A 17,460-nucleotide genomic window follows, 5' to 3' on the forward strand; every position below is an offset into this window, starting at 1 on the left:
CGTACGACTGCACGTCGAGGACGCATGCGCTCGGCTCGCCGAGTTCGAGCAATGTTGCGCCGGCTACATCAGAGCCCGACGAGGTTGGCCCGTGATCTGGCGCCTGGCCGGTACATGCGTCGACCCTACGCAGTGATCCAGCCACTGCCGAGCGACGATGTCAGCCAGGCCGTCGCAGCCGTCACCACACCGGCGGACCGGCTCATCCTCGCCCTGGCCCGCCATCCACGCCGCTCGACCGAGAACGATGCGAGCTCCAGCTGGACGACGTCGACCTCGGTGACCGGCGCCTCGGCCTGGCCGGGCACGCGCGATCGCTGGACGAGTTCACCTACCACGCTCAGGCGGGGTATGGATGTTCATCTCGATGCGGACGGGGTGCCCATGCCGGGGCCGGTGATCAGGGGCCGCCACCGGCATGGCCTCCGGCCGCAAACTACTGTGACGGCTTTCGCAGCACCTTGTCGCCAAGCCTGGCGATGACCTCGGCCACCCGGGCCGGTGCGAGGTTGTTCGCCGCGTGGCCTTGGCGGCGCAGCCGCACGCGTTCGGTGTTCGGCATGGCGCGTTCCAGCGCATCCAGCCGTTCGCCCAGGTGTGCCGGGCTCCGTGCCCGGGTTTCCGGCAGTCATAGCGACCTGCGCGTTCGGACACCATGAGTCGCGTGTTCGGGCAGGGTGCTAGCCGCCGTCCCGGTAGGCGTGCAGCACGGCCTGCACCGCGTCGTGCGAGTTCACCCCGAGCGCCCTCGCGGCCAGCACGTATTGGGTCGCCGCGTCGTCGAGGGCTGTGGCGACGTCGGTCTCCGGCTGGGGGACGGCGGCGACGACGGTGCCCGCACGCCTGGCGGTGTGCAGGAGTCCGGCCGTCTCCAGCTCGCGGTACACCCGCGCCACCGTCCCGACCGACAGTCCGAGATCACGTGCCAGTTGTCGGATCGACGGCAAGGGCGCGCCCACCGGCAGTTCGCCGACCCGCATCAGGTGCAGGAGCTGGTCACGCACCTGCCGCCAGGGCGCCACACCGCTGTCGGGATCGACCAGGATGCGGGTCGTCCCGCTCACTCGGCGGTCCGCCGGGCGGAGGGGTTGGCCACAAAGATCCAGCCCAGCACCGCGACCAAGAACACCAACGGCCCCACGAGGTTGACGAACGACGTGTACTCCAGCCAGCCGGGCATCGGCGACGAGGGCGGTCTCAACCCCGCCGTGCCGCGCAGCAGGCCGAGGTAGTTGTTCACGGGCAGGACCATCGAACCCATCCACGCGATGCCGATACCGACTGCCACCCTCGCGCTCCGCCTGCGCAGCGCGGCGTCCACCAAGGGATCGGCGACCGAGCCGCGTCGCACCGCCAGCCGCACCACACCCAGGACCGCGACCAGCCCCAACACCACTCCGATCAGCACGATCCAGCCCACCGGCTGGGCCATCTCGGCGCGGTACCGGTCGGACACCGACGACAGGACGTCGTCAGCTTGCACCATGGCGACGGACCGCTCGGCCCATGGCCGGGCGAGCAGGCCGATGACGGCGAACAGCACGGCCAATCCGCCCAAGGCGAGAAAGGTGACCATCGCCGACCTCGGCACCAGATCACGCCACCGGCGGCGGGCCAGCGTCGCGACCCGGACACCACGCACCGGCCGCAACGCCGCGACCGCTTCCGCGAGCAACAGCGCGACGATCACCGGAGCGAGGTTGCGGACCGCGCTCGAGTCGGGGTAAGGCAGTCCCAGCATGCGCTGCCCGGCCGGGATGATCAGGAACAGCAGCGGGTAGAGCAACCGCCGGTCCCGCAGGTACCGAACTGCCTGGAGTTCCTGCTGGTCGTCGGGCTCGGGAACGCCCCAGCGCCGGAGGAACCGCCGCCCGCCCGACCGGGTCGGCCACAGCACCAGCAACACGGCGAGGCCGATAAGCCCGTTCAACAGTGCTGTACCCAACACCTCGGCCATGACGCCCCCTTTGTATCAACCCCTTGATACAAAGACTCTCATGGCCGTCAACCCACGGCCTTCGGTCGAGACTGCTCGCAGTGGATCAAGAGCGACGGGAAGGCCCTGCCGTGCGATCCGCACAAGTACGGTCACGATCGTGGTGACGCGAGTTCGCGGGAATTCGATCCACTGCTGAAGTCGACCTTCAGGTTGCGGCGGAGGCGGCATCGCGTCGCCGGAGGTGCACGGCCTACTGGCCGCGGTCGCCACCCGCGTCCACTCCCTGATCACCGTCGCCCTGCAGATCCAGCCCGACCTGCCGCTTCCCTGACCCGCGCAGCCGCACCCGCGTGATGGCGTGGCGGTCCACGGGTTCGTCGACGCGCTCAACGCCCACACCGCCGGACGGGAGACCGTCGACAGCACGTCCAACGGATGCGCGACCAGCAGCGCCCACGGCAGCGAGTACTGCATGGCCAACCGCTTGGGCGGCATTGGCTAGGAAGACGCAGCAAGCGGGCCGGGATGGTGATCATCTGGTCGGTGATCAGCTCGACTGACGCCTGTTCTTGCGTCCAGCAGGTGCAGTCGACGAGGTTGCCGACCTCAGCAGTAGCCCGAGCGCTCCGGGACCTCCGGGGTGACGCGGGCGTGCGTAAGTGACTGGTATCGATGACCCGGAAGCCGGTGATGGCGGGCTCGTCGCCGAGTTGCTCACCCAGGCCGGTCACTGTGATGTCGGGATGAACCCACCGCTCTGGCAACAACCCCTCGACCATCGCGTTAGGAACTCCCGGTTCTCGTGACTGCCGCAGTGGTCTGTGGCCGGGTGACTGCTGTCGGATCTGTGTCAGCTGGCCACTGCTGCAGTCGCGACCGCGACCAGAACGACGAGCATTGCTCGGCGTCAGCAGTTCGACGTTGCACGGCTGCCCGATGTCGTATCCCACCGTTCGCCGTACCGGTGCGCTCAGAACGTCTGCGGAGCGGGATCGGGATGAGGACCCGATCATGCTGATCCGGATCGCTGTGGCGAAGCGAAGGGTAAGCCGATCAGGAGGCGGGCTTGCGCAGCAGTCGGACGGCCAGCGCGATGATCCAGGAGAATCCGGCGAGCAGGGCGGTGTGTTCGAGCAGACCTGCGGGGGCCGGCCGCCAGACGTCCTGGACGTCGAGGCGGTACGCGATGCCGGCGGCGAAGGCGAAGCCGATGACGAGAGCGCCGGAGACGCGGGAGTAGGTCGCCCAGCCGCGACTGGTGCCCGTACGGGGATCCCCGATACCGGCGCGGGCGAGGACGAACGCCGCTGCGCTCAGCCCCGCGAACAGGACCAGCCCGACCAGGCCGTGCACGCGCCCGGCGACCGTGACCACGGCCGGCTGTCCGGGTGGGTAGCCCAGCGCCGGATCGGTGGGCACCAGACCGGCCGCGATCAGTGCGGCTCCGGCCGCCGCCACGAGGATCGGCCCCCACGTTGAGCCGCGGCCGTGGCGCAGTGCCTGGCGCAGTCCGGCCGCGAAGGTCATCAGCAGCAGGCCGCCTGCCACGAAGTTCAGCACTTGCAGCCAGGCGCCCTCGCCGGTGCCGAGTTGACTGGCGCCGTCAACCCAGATCAGCACGGGCATGAGCACGCCGGCTGCGACACCGCCGGCCAGTAGCGGTCTGGTGATGGCCACTGAAGATCCTCCTTGCTCTCCGCGACCGCGGGGTCGTGGGCCGACCAGACTTCCCGGCTCTCCGATGTCGCGCCCAGAGGGCGCCCTCGCTCGTACGATACATGCATTACAGTATTTGCTGAAACGGCTGTAATTGGAGGGCTCGGGGCATGAACGAACAGGAACGGCTGCTGGAGTGGGTGGAACGCGTGGCCATGTACCTGGCGCGCGACGGCGTGCCGCCGATCGCCGGGCGGGTGCTGGGGTGGCTGATGGTCTGCGATCCGCCGGAGCAGACTCCCGCGCAGATCAGCGCCGCGATCAGTGCCAGCCGCGCGTCCCTGACCTCGAACCTGCGGCTGCTGACGAGCATGGGTTTCCTCACCTGGCGGACCCGGCCGGGTGAGCGCACCGGCTACTACCGGATGGCCGACGAGGCGTGGTCGGCGGTGGTGCGCCAACAGATCGCCGGGATCACCTCGTTCCTCGACATCACCCGCGAGGGCCTGGACCTGGTCGGCCCGGACGACGACCGTTCCAAGCGCATCCGCCAGGCGCACACCACCTTCGAGTGGATGGCCGACATCTTCGACAACGCACCGCCCCTACGCTCCGATGGGGAGGGGACGTCGTGACCCGAGAGGCCATCGTGATCGGAGGCGGCATCGGCGGTCTGGCCGCCGCGCTGGCGCTGCGCCGCATCGGCTGGCACGCGACCGTCCTGGAGCGGGCCCCGGTACTGACCGAGATCGGCGCGGGCATGTCCCAGGCCCCGAACGCCATGCGCGCGCTGGACGCGCTCGGTGTCGGCGAGCAGGCCCGATCGGCCGGGGTGCCCACTCACGCCTCCGGCAACCTGCGCACACCCGACGGCCGCTACCTGCAACGCGCCCGTCCCGGCGACGCGACCGCGATGCTCGCCTTCCACCGCGCCGACCTGCACCGAGTACTGCTGGAAGCGACGCCCGACAGCTGGGTGCACACGGGCGCGGAGGTGACCGACCTGCGGCCGGAGTCGGAACGGGTGACCGTCGGATTCGACGGCGGCGAGCTGACCGCCGATCTGGTCGTCGCCGCCGACGGCATCCGCAGCACTGCCCGCCGGCTGCTGTGGCCGACCGCGCCGCCACCGCGTTTCCTCGGCCGCACCGCCTGGCTGGGCATCGCCGAGGTCGCCGACCTGCCCGGCAGCATCACCCTCGGCCCGGGCGGCTACTTCCTCATTCACCCCGTCGGGCGTGGTCGCGCGTACTGGGCCTACGTCACCACCGCCGAACGGCCGGGCATCCGCTACGAGCAGGAGAAGGCCGAACTTACCCGCCGCGTCGGAACCTGGCACGACCCGATCCCGCAGCTGATCGACGCCACGCCGCCCGAGGCGGTGATCCACATCGACATCCACGACCTCGACCGCCTGCCGACCTACGTCAAGGGCCGGGTGGCGTTGCTCGGCGATGCCGCGCACGCGATGAGCCCCGATCGCGGCCAAGGCGCCGGGCAGTCCATCGAAGACGCCGTCGTGCTCGCCGCCGGACTAACGCGTGAGTCCACTGTGGGTGCCGCGTTGCGCCGCTACGACACCGAACGCCGGCCACGCACCCAAGCGACAGCTCGCGGCGCCCGCAAGGACGGCCACCGGACCACGTCCAGGGCCGCTCACCGGGCGATGGTCACCATGATCCGGATGATGCCCGCATCCCTGTGGCGCAAAGGCATCGCAGCCGACGCCAACCCCACCTGGCGATGGCAGCCCCCGACCCTGCCCACCCGCAGCTGACGGAACCTGCTTTCACACCGCAGACCGCCGCATACCCGCGCGCCGTGACGCGGTGACCGTGCCGACCAGGCCGCCCGGTGCACCGTGTGGAGATTTCGGACCGAGGGGTGCCGCTGCGTCCGTTGCCAACCGTTCGGGTGCGACGCCCCACATGTGGCCGGCCGTTTGCGAGACTCACCCCCATGGCGCGAACCAGGCGGGCGGTATCCGTGACCGGGCACGGGGTGGACCTGTTGGCTGACGTGGCCGATCGGGCGAGTCGTGACGCGCACGGCGTGCCCGCCGATCTCCTCGAGGGGTATCTGGAAGACCTTGACGAGGTCAGCACGACGGGGCGGCAGCCGGGGCCGGATCGGCTGCGGGTCCGGCGCGAGGTCGGTGCCCGGGCGGCCGTGCAGGGGGTTGCGTTGCGTGGGCTGATCGACCTGCACTTGAGTGCCACGTGGCTGGCGTGGCCGTCGTTGTCGGGTGTGCGGCAGGCGAGCAGTGCAGACAGCGCCCGCACTGTGGGGGAGGCGGTGTTCAAGGCCGCCGACGCGGCTGTCATGGCGGTGACGGAGGGGTACGAGAAGGCGCAGCGCTGGTCGGTGCGCCAGGAGGAGTCCTTCCGGCGGGAGTTCGTCGACGACCTGCTGGACGGGCGCAACCTGGGGCAGTTGGCCGAACGGGCGGAGCGGTTCGGCCTCCGGCTCGCCGGCAGCAACGCCGTGGCGGCCGTCCGGTCCACGCAGCCGGTGGTCGACGGCGGCGAGGTGGCCAGGGCCGTGGAGACCTCGCTGCACCTGCGGCTCGAGTCGCGTGACGTCCTGGTCACGACCAAGAACGGCCTGCTCGTCTGCGTCGCCCCCGACCCGGTGACCGGGGTGGTGGACGAATTCGTGCGCCAAGTGGCTGCGGCCATGGGCACCGACGCCACCTGGCTGGTCGGGCTCGGCCGTGCCCAGTCGGGGCCCGGTGGTGTGGTGCGCTCGTTCGAGCAGGCCAAGCACGCGTTGGACACTGCCGAACGCCTGCAACTGCCCGGGCGCCTGCACCGGGCCGCTGATCTCTTGGTGTACCAGGTGTTGCTGCGTGACAGCGCCGCCCTCGCGGAGCTGGTGTCGGTCGTCCTGGAGCCCCTTCGGAGCGCGCGGGGCGGTACCGGGCCGCTCCTGGAGACGCTGTCGGCCTACTTCGCCAGTGGTCGGGTGGCTACGGTCTGCGCACGTGAGTTGCACGTGGGTGTCCGTACGGTGACCTACCGCCTTCACCGCGTGAAAGAACTGACCGGCTACTCCGTGGACGACCCGACCCAGGCGCTGTCGCTCCAGGTCGCGGTGCTCGGTGCCAGGTTGCTCGGCTGGCCCGTACCCGTACCCGTACCCGTACCCGTGCACCGAGCCCCGTAGGCCTTTCTTTGCCGGACACACCCTTCGTTGCCGACATCCGGCAACGAAGCCGGTACCGGAGCGGCCGGGGGACGACGTTGTCGCGGCACCTGCTGCGGGGGGAGCATTGACCCAGGTCAAGAACGTGAAATCGAGGGTGGTGCCAGCCGCGTAGGGAGCGTTTCGTGGACGGATGGCTGGTCTGGTTGCTGCTCGCGTTGCTGCTCGGTGCGGTAGAGGTCTTCACCCTCACGGCCGCGCTGGGCATCCTCGGTGGTGCCGCGCTGCTCACCGCCGGTGTCGCCGCGATCGGGTTCTCCGCTCCGGTCCAGTTCGTGGTGTTCACCCTCGCCTCGGTCCTGGGCCTCGTGCTGGTCCGCCCGCTCGCCCACGAGCACCTGCGCAAGCCTCAGTCCGTGCGCTTCGGGGTGGACGCCCTGCTGGGGCAGTCCGGCTACGTGCTGCGTGAGGTGACGCGGCATGACGGCCGGGTCCGCATCGCGGGGGAGGAGTGGACGGCACGGCCGTTCGACGACACCCAGGTGATCCCCGAGGGGACCACCGTGGAGGTCCTGCGGATCAGCGGCAGCACCGCGTTCGTCTACCCAGGGGAGAGCTTGTGGAAGTCTCAATGATCGTCGGTGCCCTTATCGCGCTGCTCGCCGTGATGATCGTGTTGTCCGCGGTGAAGATCGTTCCGCAGGCACGTGCCCGCAACGTCGAACGGCTCGGCCGGTTCCAGCGCACGCTCCAACCGGGGCTGAACGTGGTCATCCCGTTCATCGACCGGGTGCACCCCGCCATCGACCTGCGCGAGCAGGTCGTCTCCTTCCAACCCCAGCCGGTCATCACCGAGGACAACCTCGTCGTGGAGATCGACACGGTGCTGTACTTCCAGGTCACCGACCCGAGGGCGGCGTTCTACGAGATCGCCAGCTACCTGCAGGGGGTCGAGCAGCTGACCGTCACCACGTTGCGCAACGTGGTCGGCTCGATGGACCTGGAACGCACGCTCACCTCCCGTGACACGATCAACAGCCAGCTGCGGGGCGTGCTCGACGACGCCACCGGCCGGTGGGGGCTGCGGGTGAACCGGGTGGAGATCAAGGCGATCGACCCGCCGCAGACCATCAAGGACGCGATGCAGAAGCAGATGCGGGCCGAGCGGGACAAGCGGGCGGCGATCCTGACCGCCGAGGGGCAGCGGCAGTCGCAGATCCTGACCGCCGAGGGTGACAAGCAGGCGGCGGTGCTGCGCGCGGAGGGTGAGCGGGCGTCGGAGATCCTGCGGGCCGAAGGGCAGTCGCGGGCGATCGACCAGGTGTTCCAGGCGGTCCACCGCAACGACCCGGACCCGAAGCTGTTGGCCTACCAGTACTTGCAGATGCTGCCGCAGTTGGCGCAGGGCCCTGGCAACACGTTCTGGGTGATCCCGAGTGAGGTCACGTCCGCGCTGGAAGGGGTGTCGCGCGCCTTCACCGAGGCGTTGCCGAAGATCGCGCCGACCGGGGACACCACCACCACCACCACCGACAAGGCCGCGGCCAAGGCGTCCGACGAGGCGGCACGGGCCGCGGAAGCCGCCGCCGAAGCGGTCGCCGACGCCGAAACCGCAGGCCGCGTCCTCAACGAGAGGACCTCTCGCGTCTGACCACTCCCTCGAAGAGGGCGGATTCCCGGGGCGTGGAAGGGAATCCGATCACCGCACCGGAGCGCCGCCGAGGTAGGCGTGCTCCGGTGCGCTCGTTCGTTCCGGCACGACTCGTGCCGCGGCCTACCGTCCACGCGTGGAGGTCGTGCCGCTCGTACTCCTGCCTCGGGGGATTTCGAACGGCAGTCCGCCATGAAGGCAGCACCGGGGCGAAACGCGGTGAAGTCCGCCCTTGTGTGCCGACGACTGTGACGAGTGCTTCGAGCACACGGGCCAGCCGGTTCGTCCGGACGAGGAGCCGGAAACCGGCAGGATCGCCTCCGCCGGTATCGACGTGGTCTGGGTGTGTTTCAAAGGTGGCGTAGCCAGATGTCGATGGCCGCGATGTGGACGGTGGACTGGTAGCGCGCGGCGACTTTGTCGTAGCGGGTGGCCACGGACGTATCGGTAGAACCCCCGCCCACCACAAGGTGGTCCGGTGGTGCGACAGGGGTAGGCGTGCCGAAGTCCTTTGCAACGAACCGAGCGAACGAGGAAGTCAGCACCGCGACGGCGGCGAGCAGGGCGACGGCGCCGGTGATCCGCAGTGGCAACCAGAACGGGAGCCGTTGCTCCACCTGCCACCGGGTCGGCAGCCACGGGATGAGCCCGGTGGCACCGCCGGGAGCGATCATGAAGAACGCGGCGGATCCGAGTGCCGCCTTCTTTCTCTCCATGGCGTAACCCTTACCCGGTCTGGCTTACTGCGGGTAGCTCTGCGGGCTGTCTTCGCTGCGTTCTTCACCTGGTCGGGCTGCGGCACGAGCGGTGCGGATCTGTCTGGAGTGAACACCGCGTGTCTGAACAGGACTGAACGGACGGTCTTGGCGCCAGTTTCCGAACTGTCGGGGTTGTGTGAGTCGGCGGCTGGTGATGCGGATCATGGCCCATCGGACCATCGCCTCGTGATGGTGACGTAGTCGTTCGTGGTCGCGGACGCAGCGGCGGTGACCGGTGATCCAGGACAAAGTCCGCTCCACCACCCACCTTCTGGGCAGCACGGTGAACGTCGACAGTTGCGGGCGTTGGACGATCTCCACCGCCAGGCCGAGGGTCTTGCGGGCCAGGTCGGGCGGGGTGCCGGTGTGCCTGCGCGTGGCCGGACGAGTGGTCTATCGCGCGTTCTACTGCGCTTATGCTTTCCTCTTGAAGGTCATTTGCCGGGGTTGCTCCGCCAAGTTGATAAGTGTTAGCTTGGTATTCATGAGTGAGGCGGACGACTCCTGGGAGATCGCGCAGTCGGTGCGCTGGGGTGTGTCCCGGCTGGCACAGCGCTTGCGGGCGCAGCAGCCAGGGCGGGCCGATGCGCTGACACGGCTGGGTGCGTCGGTACTGGCGAACCTCCGGCACAGCGGGCCGCTGACGGTGACGACGTTGGCGTCGATCGAGGGACTGCAGCCGCAGTCGTTGACGCGCACGATGAACGCCTTGGAGGACGCGGGATTCGTCGCCCGGTCTCGCGATGAACGGGACAGGCGGCAGCAGACGATCACGGTTACCGAACGCGGTGTGGAGGCGCTGGCCGATCATGTGCACGACGGGAATGTGTGGCTGGCGACCACGCTGCGCGACGTGCTGACTCCGGCCGAGCGGGCCGTGCTCCGCGTGGCGGCGGATCTGCTGCGCCAGGTCGCCGACGCTCCCGCGGCCGAGGCGGAGTCACCGGTCCTCGGTGCGGCTCCTCCGCAATGAGCACGACGGACACCACGCCCTCGCGTCCCGGGACTGCGCTGATCGGCGTGCTGGCCACGCTGACCGGGGTCGCGCCGTTGGCGACGGACATGTACGTGCCGGGTTTACCGGAGCTGACCCGATCCCTGGTGACGCAGCCGTCAACGGTGCAGTTGTCCCTGACCGCGTTCCTGGTCGGGGTCGTGGTGGGACAGCTGGTGCTCGGCCCGGTCAGCGACGGGGTGGGGCGGAGGCGGGTGCTTCTGGCGGGCGCTGCGCTGTTCTCGGTCTGCTCGCTGGCCTGCGCGCTGGCTCCGACGATCGAAGTGCTCAACGCCGCTCGGTTGTGCCAGGGAATGGCGGGCGCGGCGGGCATGGTGGTGTCGCGGGCGGTGATCACCGACCTGTTCCACGGCGTGGCGGCGGCCCGGAAGTTCTCCACGCTGTCGGCGATCACCTCGGCCGCGCCGATCCTCGCCCCGGTGCTGGGCGGGGCGGTGCTGGCTGTGGCGTCGTGGCGGGCGGTGTTCGGCGCTCTGGCCGTTCTGGGGCTGATCCAGGTGGCGGGAGTCCTGGTGTGGGTGCCCGAATCGTTGCCGCCGTCCCGGCGAACCTCGGCCAGGCCGTCCGCGACCCTGCGGGCGATGGGCCGCCTGATCCGACGGCGGGCGTTGGCCGCGCAAGTGCTCAGCCTGTGCTTCGGCGGCGCGGCCGTCTTCACCTACATCACCGGGTCCACATTCGTCTTTCAGGACCTCTACGGCGCCTCGGCCACCGAAACGAGCGTGATCTACGGAGTCAACGCCCTCGGCAGCATGGCCGGGAGTATCCTTTTCGGACTATTCGTGGGCCGGATGGCGGTCGGCAGGCTGCTCCTGACCGGGATCGCGATCAGTCTGATCGCAGCCACCGCGCTCGTCGTCCTGCTCGCTACCACGGGTGGCTCGCGGATCATCGTGTGGGCCTGTCTGTTCGTGGTCATCACCGCGTTCGGACTGTTCTACCCCGCAGTCACCGCGATCGCGCAGGAAGCAGGCCGGGACGCTCCTGGGGCGACCTCCGCCCTGCTCGGCGGCGGCCAATTCCTGCTGGGCGGTGCGGTCTCCCCGCTGGTGGGGGTGATCGGCACCACCAGCGCCCTGCCCATGGCGTCGCTCATCACGGCATGCCTGAGCCTGGCGACGCTGGCCGCGCTCTACGGCCGCCGGCGAGTTCCTCTGCGGAGACGGGGGAACTCCTGGTAGACCGGACGTTGTCGAAGCGCCGCTCCACCAGGAGTTCCGTTGTTATCGTGCCCGATCCCCGCGGGCGGTGTCACCGCGGGTGCCCCGTGCTGCCGTCTGTCCTCGTCCCACCAGCTCACCCGGCGTGGCTCGCGGGTCGGGGCGGGCGGGAGAAGCACTGCCGTCGGGTGATCGTGGACGCGATCCTCTACGTGGAACGGCATCAAGTGGCGTGCCCTGCCCTCGGACTTCCCGCCGTGGCCCACGGTCTACAAACGCTTCGCCGTGTGGGAGAAGGCGGGTGCGACGCAGCGGCTGCTCGACGCGTTGCGCGACCGTGCCCGGCTCGTCGCGGGCCGGGTGGCGGCGCCGCCGGCGGCGGTGATCGACTCGCAGTCGGTGCGCGCGGCCGAGACGGTCGGGAAGGCGACCCGCGGCTACGACGCGGGCAAGAAGGTCAACGGCCGCAAGCGTCACATCATCGTGGACACCGTCGGCTTCCTGTTGGCGGTACTGGTGACCCCGGCCTCCACGCAGGATCGGGTCGCTGCCCGCAGCCTGCTGCGCCGGATGCGCGACACCACCGGCGGGCGGGTCGCGCTGGTGTGGGCCGACGGCGGCTACACCGGCGGCCTGCTCGACTGGGCCCGCACCACCCTGGGCCTGGTGGTGCAGATCGTCAAACGCCCCGAACTTCCCTGCTTCACGGTGCTGCCCCGCCGTTGGGTGGTGGGAAGAACCCTGTGCCTGGATCACCGGTCACCGCGCTGCGTCCGTGACTACGAACGACTACGTCACCATCACGAGGCGATGGTCCGATGGGCCATGATCCGCATCACCAGCCGCCGACTCACACAACCCCGACAGTTCGGGAACTGGCGCTAACAGAGGATGCCGCGTTCGTACGCGGTGGCGACCGCTGAAGCGCGGTCGTTGACGCGCAGCTTGGTGTACAAGTGCGTGAGATGGGTCTTGACGGTCGCCTCGCTGATGAAGAGCTTCCTGGCGATCTCCCGGTTTGTCGTGCCCTTCGCGACCAAGGCGAGAACGTCCCGCTCCCGAGCGCTCAGCGCCGGCAGGTCCTCGGGTGCGGCCGGCTCGGGCGGTGTGCGGAGTCGTGCGACCAGGCGTGCGGCGACCGGTGGTGCGAGCACGGTGCGGTTCTCCGCCACGGCGCGGACTGCTTCGAAGAGCTCGTCGGGCGGCGCGTCCTTGAGGATGTAGCCCGTCGCACCCGCCTCGATCGCGGGGATGACGTCCGAGTCGGTGTCGTAGGTCGTCAGGACCAGAACGCGGCAGCGCAGGCGTCGTCGGGTCAGGTCGGTGATCGCTTCGACTCCGTTGCCCTCGGGCATGCGCAGGTCCATCAGCACCACGTCGGGGTCAAGGCGCTCGGCGAGCGCGACTGCCTCCCGGCCTCCGGTGGCCTCGGCGAGCACCACGAAATCCGGGGACGTCGCGAACATGCCACGCAGTCCGCCGCGCACCACGGGGTGATCGTCGACCAGTAGCAGCGTGATGGGAGTCGGTTCACGAGTCATGGCGGACCAAAGGTACGCGCACGGCGACTGCGGTGCCGTCGCCCTGTTCCGACTCGACCTCGACGCGGCCGCCGACGCGTTCGGCGCGGATGCGCATTCCGGCCAGTCCGAAGCCGCCGTGCGCGGACCTCGGAGGCACTGCGGACGGGTCGAATCCGCGGCCGTCGTCCCTGATGTCCAAGGTGACCTCGTCGTCGAAATAGGTGAGGGTGATGCCGACCCGCTCGGCGCCGGCGTGCTTGGCCACGTTGCCCAGCGCTTCCTCCGTGATCCGCAGCAACGCCGTGTCGAGTTCGGCGTGCAGCGGCTGGACCGCGCCGGTGACCGTGAACTCGACCGGGGTCGACGTGCTGGTCGACCAGCGGGTGGCGGTGTCGTCGAGCGCCTCCGGCAACGTCTGGTGTTCCAGCGGGCCCGGCGCGAGGTCGTGCACGGAGCGGCGAGCTTCACCGAGGCTGTGACGGGCGAGTGCCACGGCCTGCTCGACGTGCTCACGTGCCGCACGACGGTCGGTGGTGTCGAGTGAGGCCCGGAGTTGGGTGATGATGCCCGTCAGTCCCTGGGCCAGCGTGTCGTGGATCTCCGCGGCGAGACGGCGGCGTTCGTCGGCGGTGCCCGCTTCCCGTGCCTGCACGACCAGTTGAGCCTGCAGCGCCTTGTTCTCGGCGACGGCGCGTTCCAGCTCCGCGATGGTGTCCCGCTGCCGGCGTCGTTGCTCGTCTGCCTGATGGTTGAACCTGTCCAGCAGCAGCGCAAGCGACGTGTGCAGGACGAGCAGCGCCGTGAACACCGTCCACTGGAGCGCGTCGTCGGGCAGGAACCCGCCCGACGGGGACGCCTGCGCGATCGCGAGGGTCGTCGCGACGGCGAGCAGTCCCCATCGGCGCACCGATTCCCGCAGTTGCCGAGCGGCGTCGAAGTACCCCATCACGGCATAGATCGAGAAGAACGGGTTCAATCCGCTCAGCAGGAGTGCGAAGACCGTGCGCACGGTGAAGTACACACACCTGCCGCACGACTGGTCGGGCAGGGACCGCAACGCGCGGTCCCACCCGAGCTGCCAGAGCAACGCGCACCCGGTGAGCGTGGCAGCCGCGTAGACCTCGCCCGTGCTCATCAGGTCGTCGGCCGTGGCGGCGGAGACGAGCACGCCCAGCCCCAACAGGGCGTAAGGACCCCATCGGAAGAGTCCCAGCCATCCGGCACCGGCGTGCCACGTCTCCGTCATGTGCTTCATTCCCAACGAAACCAGCGAGCCGCTGCGGCGAGCAACAAGACCGTCCACAGGGTCAGGACGACAAGATGGTTCCACGACGGCCAGCTTCCGGCAGCCGCCTGGTCGAGCGCCTGGGCCGCGGCCCCGAAGGGCGTCAGCTCGGCGAGTTGACGTGCCGGGCCGGGCAACGCCGGCAACGGCACGTAGATCCCCGCGGTGAACATCGCCGGGAAGAAGACCGACAGGCCGGCCGCACCAGCCATCTTCGCCGTGCGCGACACCGCGGTGATCACGGCTCCCATGGCGAGCCCGGCCAGCGCACCCAGCGCGAGCGTGGCGAGATAGGCGAGGGGATGACGCGGCAGCTCGACACCGAACATCCCGAGTCCGAGCGCGAGCACGAGCACAGCGGCTAGCAACGCGGCCGCGGAGTGCAGCACCACCTGCGCGACCAGCAGATCGGACGGTCGAGCGGGCGTGGTGCGCATCCGCCGAAGCACACCGCGTTCGCGGTAGGAGGCCAGCGCGACCGGCATCGCCTGCAGGCTCGCCGTGATGAGTGCGACGAGCACGGTACCGGGCACGTAGAACTCGATGATCCTACGGCCGCCGAAGTCCGGGTCGGCGTCCCGGTAACCGGGGATCAACCCGAACCCGAGAAGCAGCACAGGAGGAAAGACCAACACCCAGAACAACGTCCCAGGCTCCCTCGTGAAGAGACGGGTCTCCGCCTTGAGCACAGCAACGCGTGCGGACACCTCAGTTATCTCCCCTCGGGTTCGGGCCGGTGAGGTGGAGGAACGCGTCGTCGAGCGTCGCGTCGACCACCCGCAGCTGCGTCGCGATGACGCGGCCGGCCGCGAGCAGCCCGATGACGGCGTTGGCGGTCTCGTCGGTACCGGTGATGGTCACGTGCCCACCGTGCTCGGCCACGGACACCGCGCCGGGCAGTGCCTGCAGGTCGGTGTGCGGCAGCGGACGTGACGGGCGGAAGGAGATGACGGTCGGGCTGTCGGACATGCTGATCAGACCGGAGGGCGTGTCGATCGCCACGACCCGGCCCCGGTCCAGCACGGCGATCCGGTCGCAGAGGCGCTGGGCCTCCTCCATGTAGTGGGTGACGAGCAGGACCGTGACGCCGGACTGCCGCACGTTCTCGATCAGCGCCCAGGTGTCGCGTCGAGCACGCGGATCGAGGGCGGTCGTCAGCTCGTCGAACACCGCGACCTGCGGCCTACCTACCAGCGCCAGAGCAATGAAGAGCCGCTGCCGCTGACCACCGGAAAGCTTGCCGAACCGCTGGTGCAGCAGGGGGCCGAGAGCGAGCCGGTCGGCCAGCGTCCGCCAGTCGAGCGGATTCCGGTAGAAGGCGCTGTAGAGCTCCAGCGCCTCCACCACTGTCATCTTCGGCTGCAGTTCGCTGCTCTGCAGTTGAACGCCGAGAACCTCGGTCATTGCGGCGTGGTCCCACCGAGGGTCAAGACCGGCGACCCTGATGTCACCCGCATCCGGCACCCGCAGTCCCCCGATGCATTCGACGACGGTGGTCTTGCCCGCGCCGTTGGGGCCGAGGATCCCGAAGATCTCGCCCTCCTCCACGGCGAAGGACGCATCCCGGACGACGACTTTGTCCCCATAGGACTTGCGCAGTCCGCTTACTTGCACGATCGACATGTTCTCAGCGTGGTCTTTTCCCTCGCCGCGAACCATCGGACATCACGCTCGTCCAGGCATCATCCGATCGGATGATGCCTGGACTCCGGTAGATGGGTTAACGACCAAGAAAACCTGTCCGGCCGGAGACCTCGTGGCCGGCGTAGCGGTGACGGGGCGGGCCGACTTGACCGACGCGCAGTGGGCGGTGCTGCAGCCGCTGTCACCCGTCGGGTGAAGCCGGGCCGTCTTCGGCTTCGCCCTGGCCCTGGACCGGGCAACGCGGACACGGGCGAACCCCGAGTCCGGTCGGCGGAACGGCCGTACCGACCGCCGTGGTGATCCTGGCAGGCGTGCTGTTCCCGCACGTCCAACACCGCGGCATGCGCGGCGGCCTTGCCTGCCTTGCACCGGGACGAGGTGTGTCGCTGTCCACGTCCCGGGTAGCCGCGAGGTGTGGATTGGCGGGTATGCGGCAGGGGAGCGGTGGTGGCCGCAACGCTGACGTCCTGCGGCGGCCCCGCCGGCGGCTGTGATCGTGACCCGCGTGGGCGTCTTCGCCCCAGTTCCGCACGTGGAGCACGGCACGCGGAGCACGGGACACAACCCGGATCCACCACGACCCCGCCGAGAAATCTTCCGGTGGACCTGCGGACGGGATGAGACCCCTGCTGGCAGGTGCCTCGGGGCTGCCCGCCACCACGGCGGGCGGTGGCACACCGAATCGACCTACCAATCGACCTACCAGGAGAAGTGATCGAGTTGACCACGATGACGATGCCGATGCTGGAGACCTACCCCGCCGAGATCAACCTGGATCGAGCCAAGCTGGCGGCGACGATCGACGCCCTGATCGCGTGCGCGGAAGCGTGCACCGCCTGCGCCGACGCCTGTCTGAGCGAGAGTTCGGTGGCGGAATTGACCAAGTGTGTGCGCACGAACATGGACTGCGCGGACATCTGCGGCGCCACCGCGCGGGTGGTGTCGCGGCACACCGGCTACGACGCGAACATCAGCCGGACGCTGTTGGAGGCTTGCGTGATGGCGTGCAAGTCCTGTGGTGACGAGTGCGGGTCGCACGCGGGGATGCACGAGCACTGCCGCATCTGCGCCGAGGCGTGCCGTGCCTGCGAGGCCGCGTGCCGCGACCTGCTGGCCGCCATGGGCTGAGAGAGTCGCGGTCGCCGGGTGCGCCGGCACAGCGCACCCGGCGACGCGCTTCGGTCGTGTGCCTGGCGAAGCGGCGCGGGCGTAACGGGTCCGGATGACCCGAAGCCGAGCCGGTCGCGAGCAGGTGTCACATCACGGAGCGTGTGTCGTTGGTCACAGACCGCAGTTCAGATTGTGGGAATTTCAATTCCTTTTGATATGGAATGTCGCCCGCCTGCTCGATCGGCCGGGCGATTTCGCGCAGGCCAGGGCTGTTGACGTGGAGTGGAGGTCGGTCGCGTGTCGCCGCCGGCGGCTGTCAAGGGCACGTGGGCAGACTTCGGTGGAGTTGCCTTGATCTTGCCTTGAAAAGCTCTTTACGACACCTTTGCAATCAGGAGAGCGGGGAGTCCGATCGGCAGATCTGCTCGCGGTGTGCAGGCGAGCATGTCGTGGAGCGAGGGGAGCCTATGGTCCGGCGGATTACCAGAGAGATTCTCTCGGGGCTGACGGTGGCTGTCGTCGCGTTGCCACTGGCGATCGCCTTCGGTGTGACCGCGACCGGTACCTCCGAGGGT

Annotated in this window: 19 protein-coding genes and 1 pseudogene; 9 read left to right on the forward strand and 11 right to left on the reverse strand. The window is 69.3% G+C overall.

Annotation, left to right across the window (positions count from 1 at the left end):
• Positions 1–125 precede the first annotated feature (125 nt).
• The 6 genes and pseudogenes from FM051_RS42440 to FM051_RS42470 all read right to left on the reverse strand — a co-directional run bounded on the left by FM051_RS42440 (position 126) and on the right by FM051_RS42470 (position 3,616).
• On the reverse strand, positions 126–338 hold the full coding sequence (locus FM051_RS42440; RefSeq protein WP_158852756.1) for a hypothetical protein: 213 nt from the start codon (positions 336–338) through the stop codon (positions 126–128).
• A 98-nt stretch (positions 339–436) separates the two neighbouring features.
• On the reverse strand, positions 437–562 hold the full coding sequence (locus FM051_RS53425) for a hypothetical protein (RefSeq protein WP_274383872.1): 126 nt from the start codon (positions 560–562) through the stop codon (positions 437–439).
• 118 nt (positions 563–680) lie between these two features.
• Complete coding sequence (locus FM051_RS42450) at positions 681–1,064, reverse strand: GntR family transcriptional regulator (RefSeq protein WP_158852757.1); 384 nt, start codon at positions 1,062–1,064, stop codon at positions 681–683.
• A complete protein-coding gene (locus tag FM051_RS42455; RefSeq protein WP_238413055.1) occupies positions 1,061–1,957 on the reverse strand; it encodes a hypothetical protein in 897 nt (298 codons plus the stop codon). The genes FM051_RS42450 and FM051_RS42455 overlap by 4 nt, the downstream gene beginning before the upstream one ends.
• Positions 1,958–2,362: 405 nt before the next feature.
• Positions 2,363–2,434 (reverse strand): annotated as a pseudogene (locus FM051_RS52535) (hypothetical protein); the annotation flags it as partial.
• A gap of 558 nt (positions 2,435–2,992) precedes the next feature.
• A complete protein-coding gene (locus FM051_RS42470) occupies positions 2,993–3,616 on the reverse strand; it encodes a DUF998 domain-containing protein (protein WP_158852758.1) in 624 nt (207 codons plus the stop codon).
• A 149-nt stretch (positions 3,617–3,765) separates the two neighbouring features.
• Here FM051_RS42470 and FM051_RS42475 point away from each other — a divergent pair, with 149 nt between their 5' ends.
• The 5 genes from FM051_RS42475 to FM051_RS42495 all read left to right on the forward strand — a co-directional run bounded on the left by FM051_RS42475 (position 3,766) and on the right by FM051_RS42495 (position 8,390).
• Complete coding sequence (locus FM051_RS42475; RefSeq protein WP_158852759.1) at positions 3,766–4,230, forward strand: GbsR/MarR family transcriptional regulator; 465 nt, start codon at positions 3,766–3,768, stop codon at positions 4,228–4,230.
• On the forward strand, positions 4,227–5,372 hold the full coding sequence (locus FM051_RS42480) for an FAD-dependent monooxygenase (protein ID WP_158852760.1): 1,146 nt from the start codon (positions 4,227–4,229) through the stop codon (positions 5,370–5,372). Before FM051_RS42475 ends, FM051_RS42480 begins: the two co-directional genes overlap by 4 nt.
• 182 nt (positions 5,373–5,554) lie before the next feature.
• The gene (locus FM051_RS42485) at positions 5,555–6,760 is read left to right on the forward strand and encodes a PucR family transcriptional regulator (RefSeq protein WP_158852761.1); all 1,206 of its coding nucleotides are present in this window, start codon (positions 5,555–5,557) and stop codon (positions 6,758–6,760) included.
• Positions 6,761–6,924: 164 nt separating this feature from the next.
• Positions 6,925–7,374 carry an NfeD family protein gene (locus tag FM051_RS42490; RefSeq protein WP_158852762.1) on the forward strand — a complete coding sequence of 150 codons (450 nt, stop codon included), beginning with the start codon at positions 6,925–6,927 and terminating at the stop codon, positions 7,372–7,374.
• Entirely contained in the window at positions 7,371–8,390 is a 1,020-nt protein-coding gene (locus FM051_RS42495; protein WP_158852763.1) for an SPFH domain-containing protein, read from the forward strand. Before FM051_RS42490 ends, FM051_RS42495 begins: the two co-directional genes overlap by 4 nt.
• Before the next feature lie 350 nt (positions 8,391–8,740).
• Here FM051_RS42495 and FM051_RS42500 read toward each other — a convergent pair whose 3' ends face one another.
• Positions 8,741–9,106 (reverse strand): hypothetical protein, encoded by a 366-nt coding sequence (locus tag FM051_RS42500; protein WP_158852764.1) that lies wholly within the window; start codon positions 9,104–9,106, stop codon positions 8,741–8,743.
• A gap of 526 nt (positions 9,107–9,632) precedes the next feature.
• Here FM051_RS42500 and FM051_RS42510 point away from each other — a divergent pair.
• The 3 genes from FM051_RS42510 (at position 9,633) to FM051_RS42520 (ending at position 12,208) form a co-directional block, all read left to right on the forward strand.
• On the forward strand, positions 9,633–10,121 hold the full coding sequence (locus FM051_RS42510; protein ID WP_158852766.1) for a MarR family winged helix-turn-helix transcriptional regulator: 489 nt from the start codon (positions 9,633–9,635) through the stop codon (positions 10,119–10,121).
• Complete coding sequence (locus FM051_RS42515) at positions 10,118–11,344, forward strand: multidrug effflux MFS transporter (protein ID WP_158852767.1); 1,227 nt, start codon at positions 10,118–10,120, stop codon at positions 11,342–11,344. The genes FM051_RS42510 and FM051_RS42515 overlap by 4 nt, the downstream gene beginning before the upstream one ends.
• Positions 11,345–11,545: 201 nt before the next feature.
• The gene (locus FM051_RS42520) at positions 11,546–12,208 is read left to right on the forward strand and encodes an IS5 family transposase (protein WP_158852779.1); all 663 of its coding nucleotides are present in this window, start codon (positions 11,546–11,548) and stop codon (positions 12,206–12,208) included.
• Here FM051_RS42520 and FM051_RS42525 read toward each other — a convergent pair.
• Genes FM051_RS42525 through FM051_RS42540 form a run of 4 tightly spaced genes read right to left on the reverse strand, consistent with a single transcriptional unit; the run spans position 12,205 to position 15,754 of the window.
• Complete coding sequence (locus tag FM051_RS42525) at positions 12,205–12,864, reverse strand: response regulator (RefSeq protein WP_158852768.1); 660 nt, start codon at positions 12,862–12,864, stop codon at positions 12,205–12,207. The genes FM051_RS42520 and FM051_RS42525 overlap by 4 nt on opposite strands.
• Complete coding sequence (locus tag FM051_RS42530; protein ID WP_158852769.1) at positions 12,854–14,092, reverse strand: sensor histidine kinase; 1,239 nt, start codon at positions 14,090–14,092, stop codon at positions 12,854–12,856. The genes FM051_RS42525 and FM051_RS42530 overlap by 11 nt, the downstream gene beginning before the upstream one ends.
• A gap of 5 nt (positions 14,093–14,097) precedes the next feature.
• The gene (locus FM051_RS42535) at positions 14,098–14,838 is read right to left on the reverse strand and encodes an ABC transporter permease (protein WP_158852770.1); all 741 of its coding nucleotides are present in this window, start codon (positions 14,836–14,838) and stop codon (positions 14,098–14,100) included.
• A 1-nt stretch (position 14,839) separates the two neighbouring features.
• Entirely contained in the window at positions 14,840–15,754 is a 915-nt protein-coding gene (locus FM051_RS42540; RefSeq protein ID WP_158852771.1) for an ABC transporter ATP-binding protein, read from the reverse strand.
• A 732-nt stretch (positions 15,755–16,486) separates the two neighbouring features.
• On the opposite strand from FM051_RS42540, the gene FM051_RS42545 reads away from it, so the two are divergent.
• On the forward strand, positions 16,487–16,903 hold the full coding sequence (locus FM051_RS42545) for a four-helix bundle copper-binding protein (RefSeq protein ID WP_238413057.1): 417 nt from the start codon (positions 16,487–16,489) through the stop codon (positions 16,901–16,903).
• The last annotated feature ends 557 nt before the right edge of the window (positions 16,904–17,460 follow it).

The organism is Saccharothrix deserti, assembly GCF_009769385.1.
Classification (GTDB): domain Bacteria; phylum Actinomycetota; class Actinomycetes; order Mycobacteriales; family Pseudonocardiaceae; genus Actinosynnema; species Actinosynnema deserti.

Bases quoted from the DNA above. Each gene is read 5' to 3' on its own strand.
- FM051_RS53425 (WP_274383872.1), bottom strand. From the start codon at position 562: ATGCCGAACACCGAACGCGTGCGGCTGCGCCGCCAAGGCCACGCGGCG.
- FM051_RS42455 (WP_238413055.1), bottom strand. From the start codon at position 1,957: ATGGCCGAGGTGTTGGGTACAGCACTGTTGAACGGGCTTATCGGCCTC.
- FM051_RS42475 (WP_158852759.1), top strand. From the start codon at position 3,766: ATGAACGAACAGGAACGGCTGCTGGAGTGGGTGGAACGCGTGGCCATG.
- FM051_RS42485 (WP_158852761.1), top strand. From the start codon at position 5,555: ATGGCGCGAACCAGGCGGGCGGTATCCGTGACCGGGCACGGGGTGGAC.
- FM051_RS42495 (WP_158852763.1), top strand. From the start codon at position 7,371: ATGATCGTCGGTGCCCTTATCGCGCTGCTCGCCGTGATGATCGTGTTG.
- FM051_RS42500 (WP_158852764.1), bottom strand. From the start codon at position 9,106: ATGGAGAGAAAGAAGGCGGCACTCGGATCCGCCGCGTTCTTCATGATC.
- FM051_RS42510 (WP_158852766.1), top strand. From the start codon at position 9,633: ATGAGTGAGGCGGACGACTCCTGGGAGATCGCGCAGTCGGTGCGCTGG.
- FM051_RS42515 (WP_158852767.1), top strand. From the start codon at position 10,118: ATGAGCACGACGGACACCACGCCCTCGCGTCCCGGGACTGCGCTGATC.
- FM051_RS42525 (WP_158852768.1), bottom strand. From the start codon at position 12,864: ATGACTCGTGAACCGACTCCCATCACGCTGCTACTGGTCGACGATCAC.
- FM051_RS42530 (WP_158852769.1), bottom strand. From the start codon at position 14,092: ATGACGGAGACGTGGCACGCCGGTGCCGGATGGCTGGGACTCTTCCGA.
- FM051_RS42540 (WP_158852771.1), bottom strand. From the start codon at position 15,754: ATGTCGATCGTGCAAGTAAGCGGACTGCGCAAGTCCTATGGGGACAAA.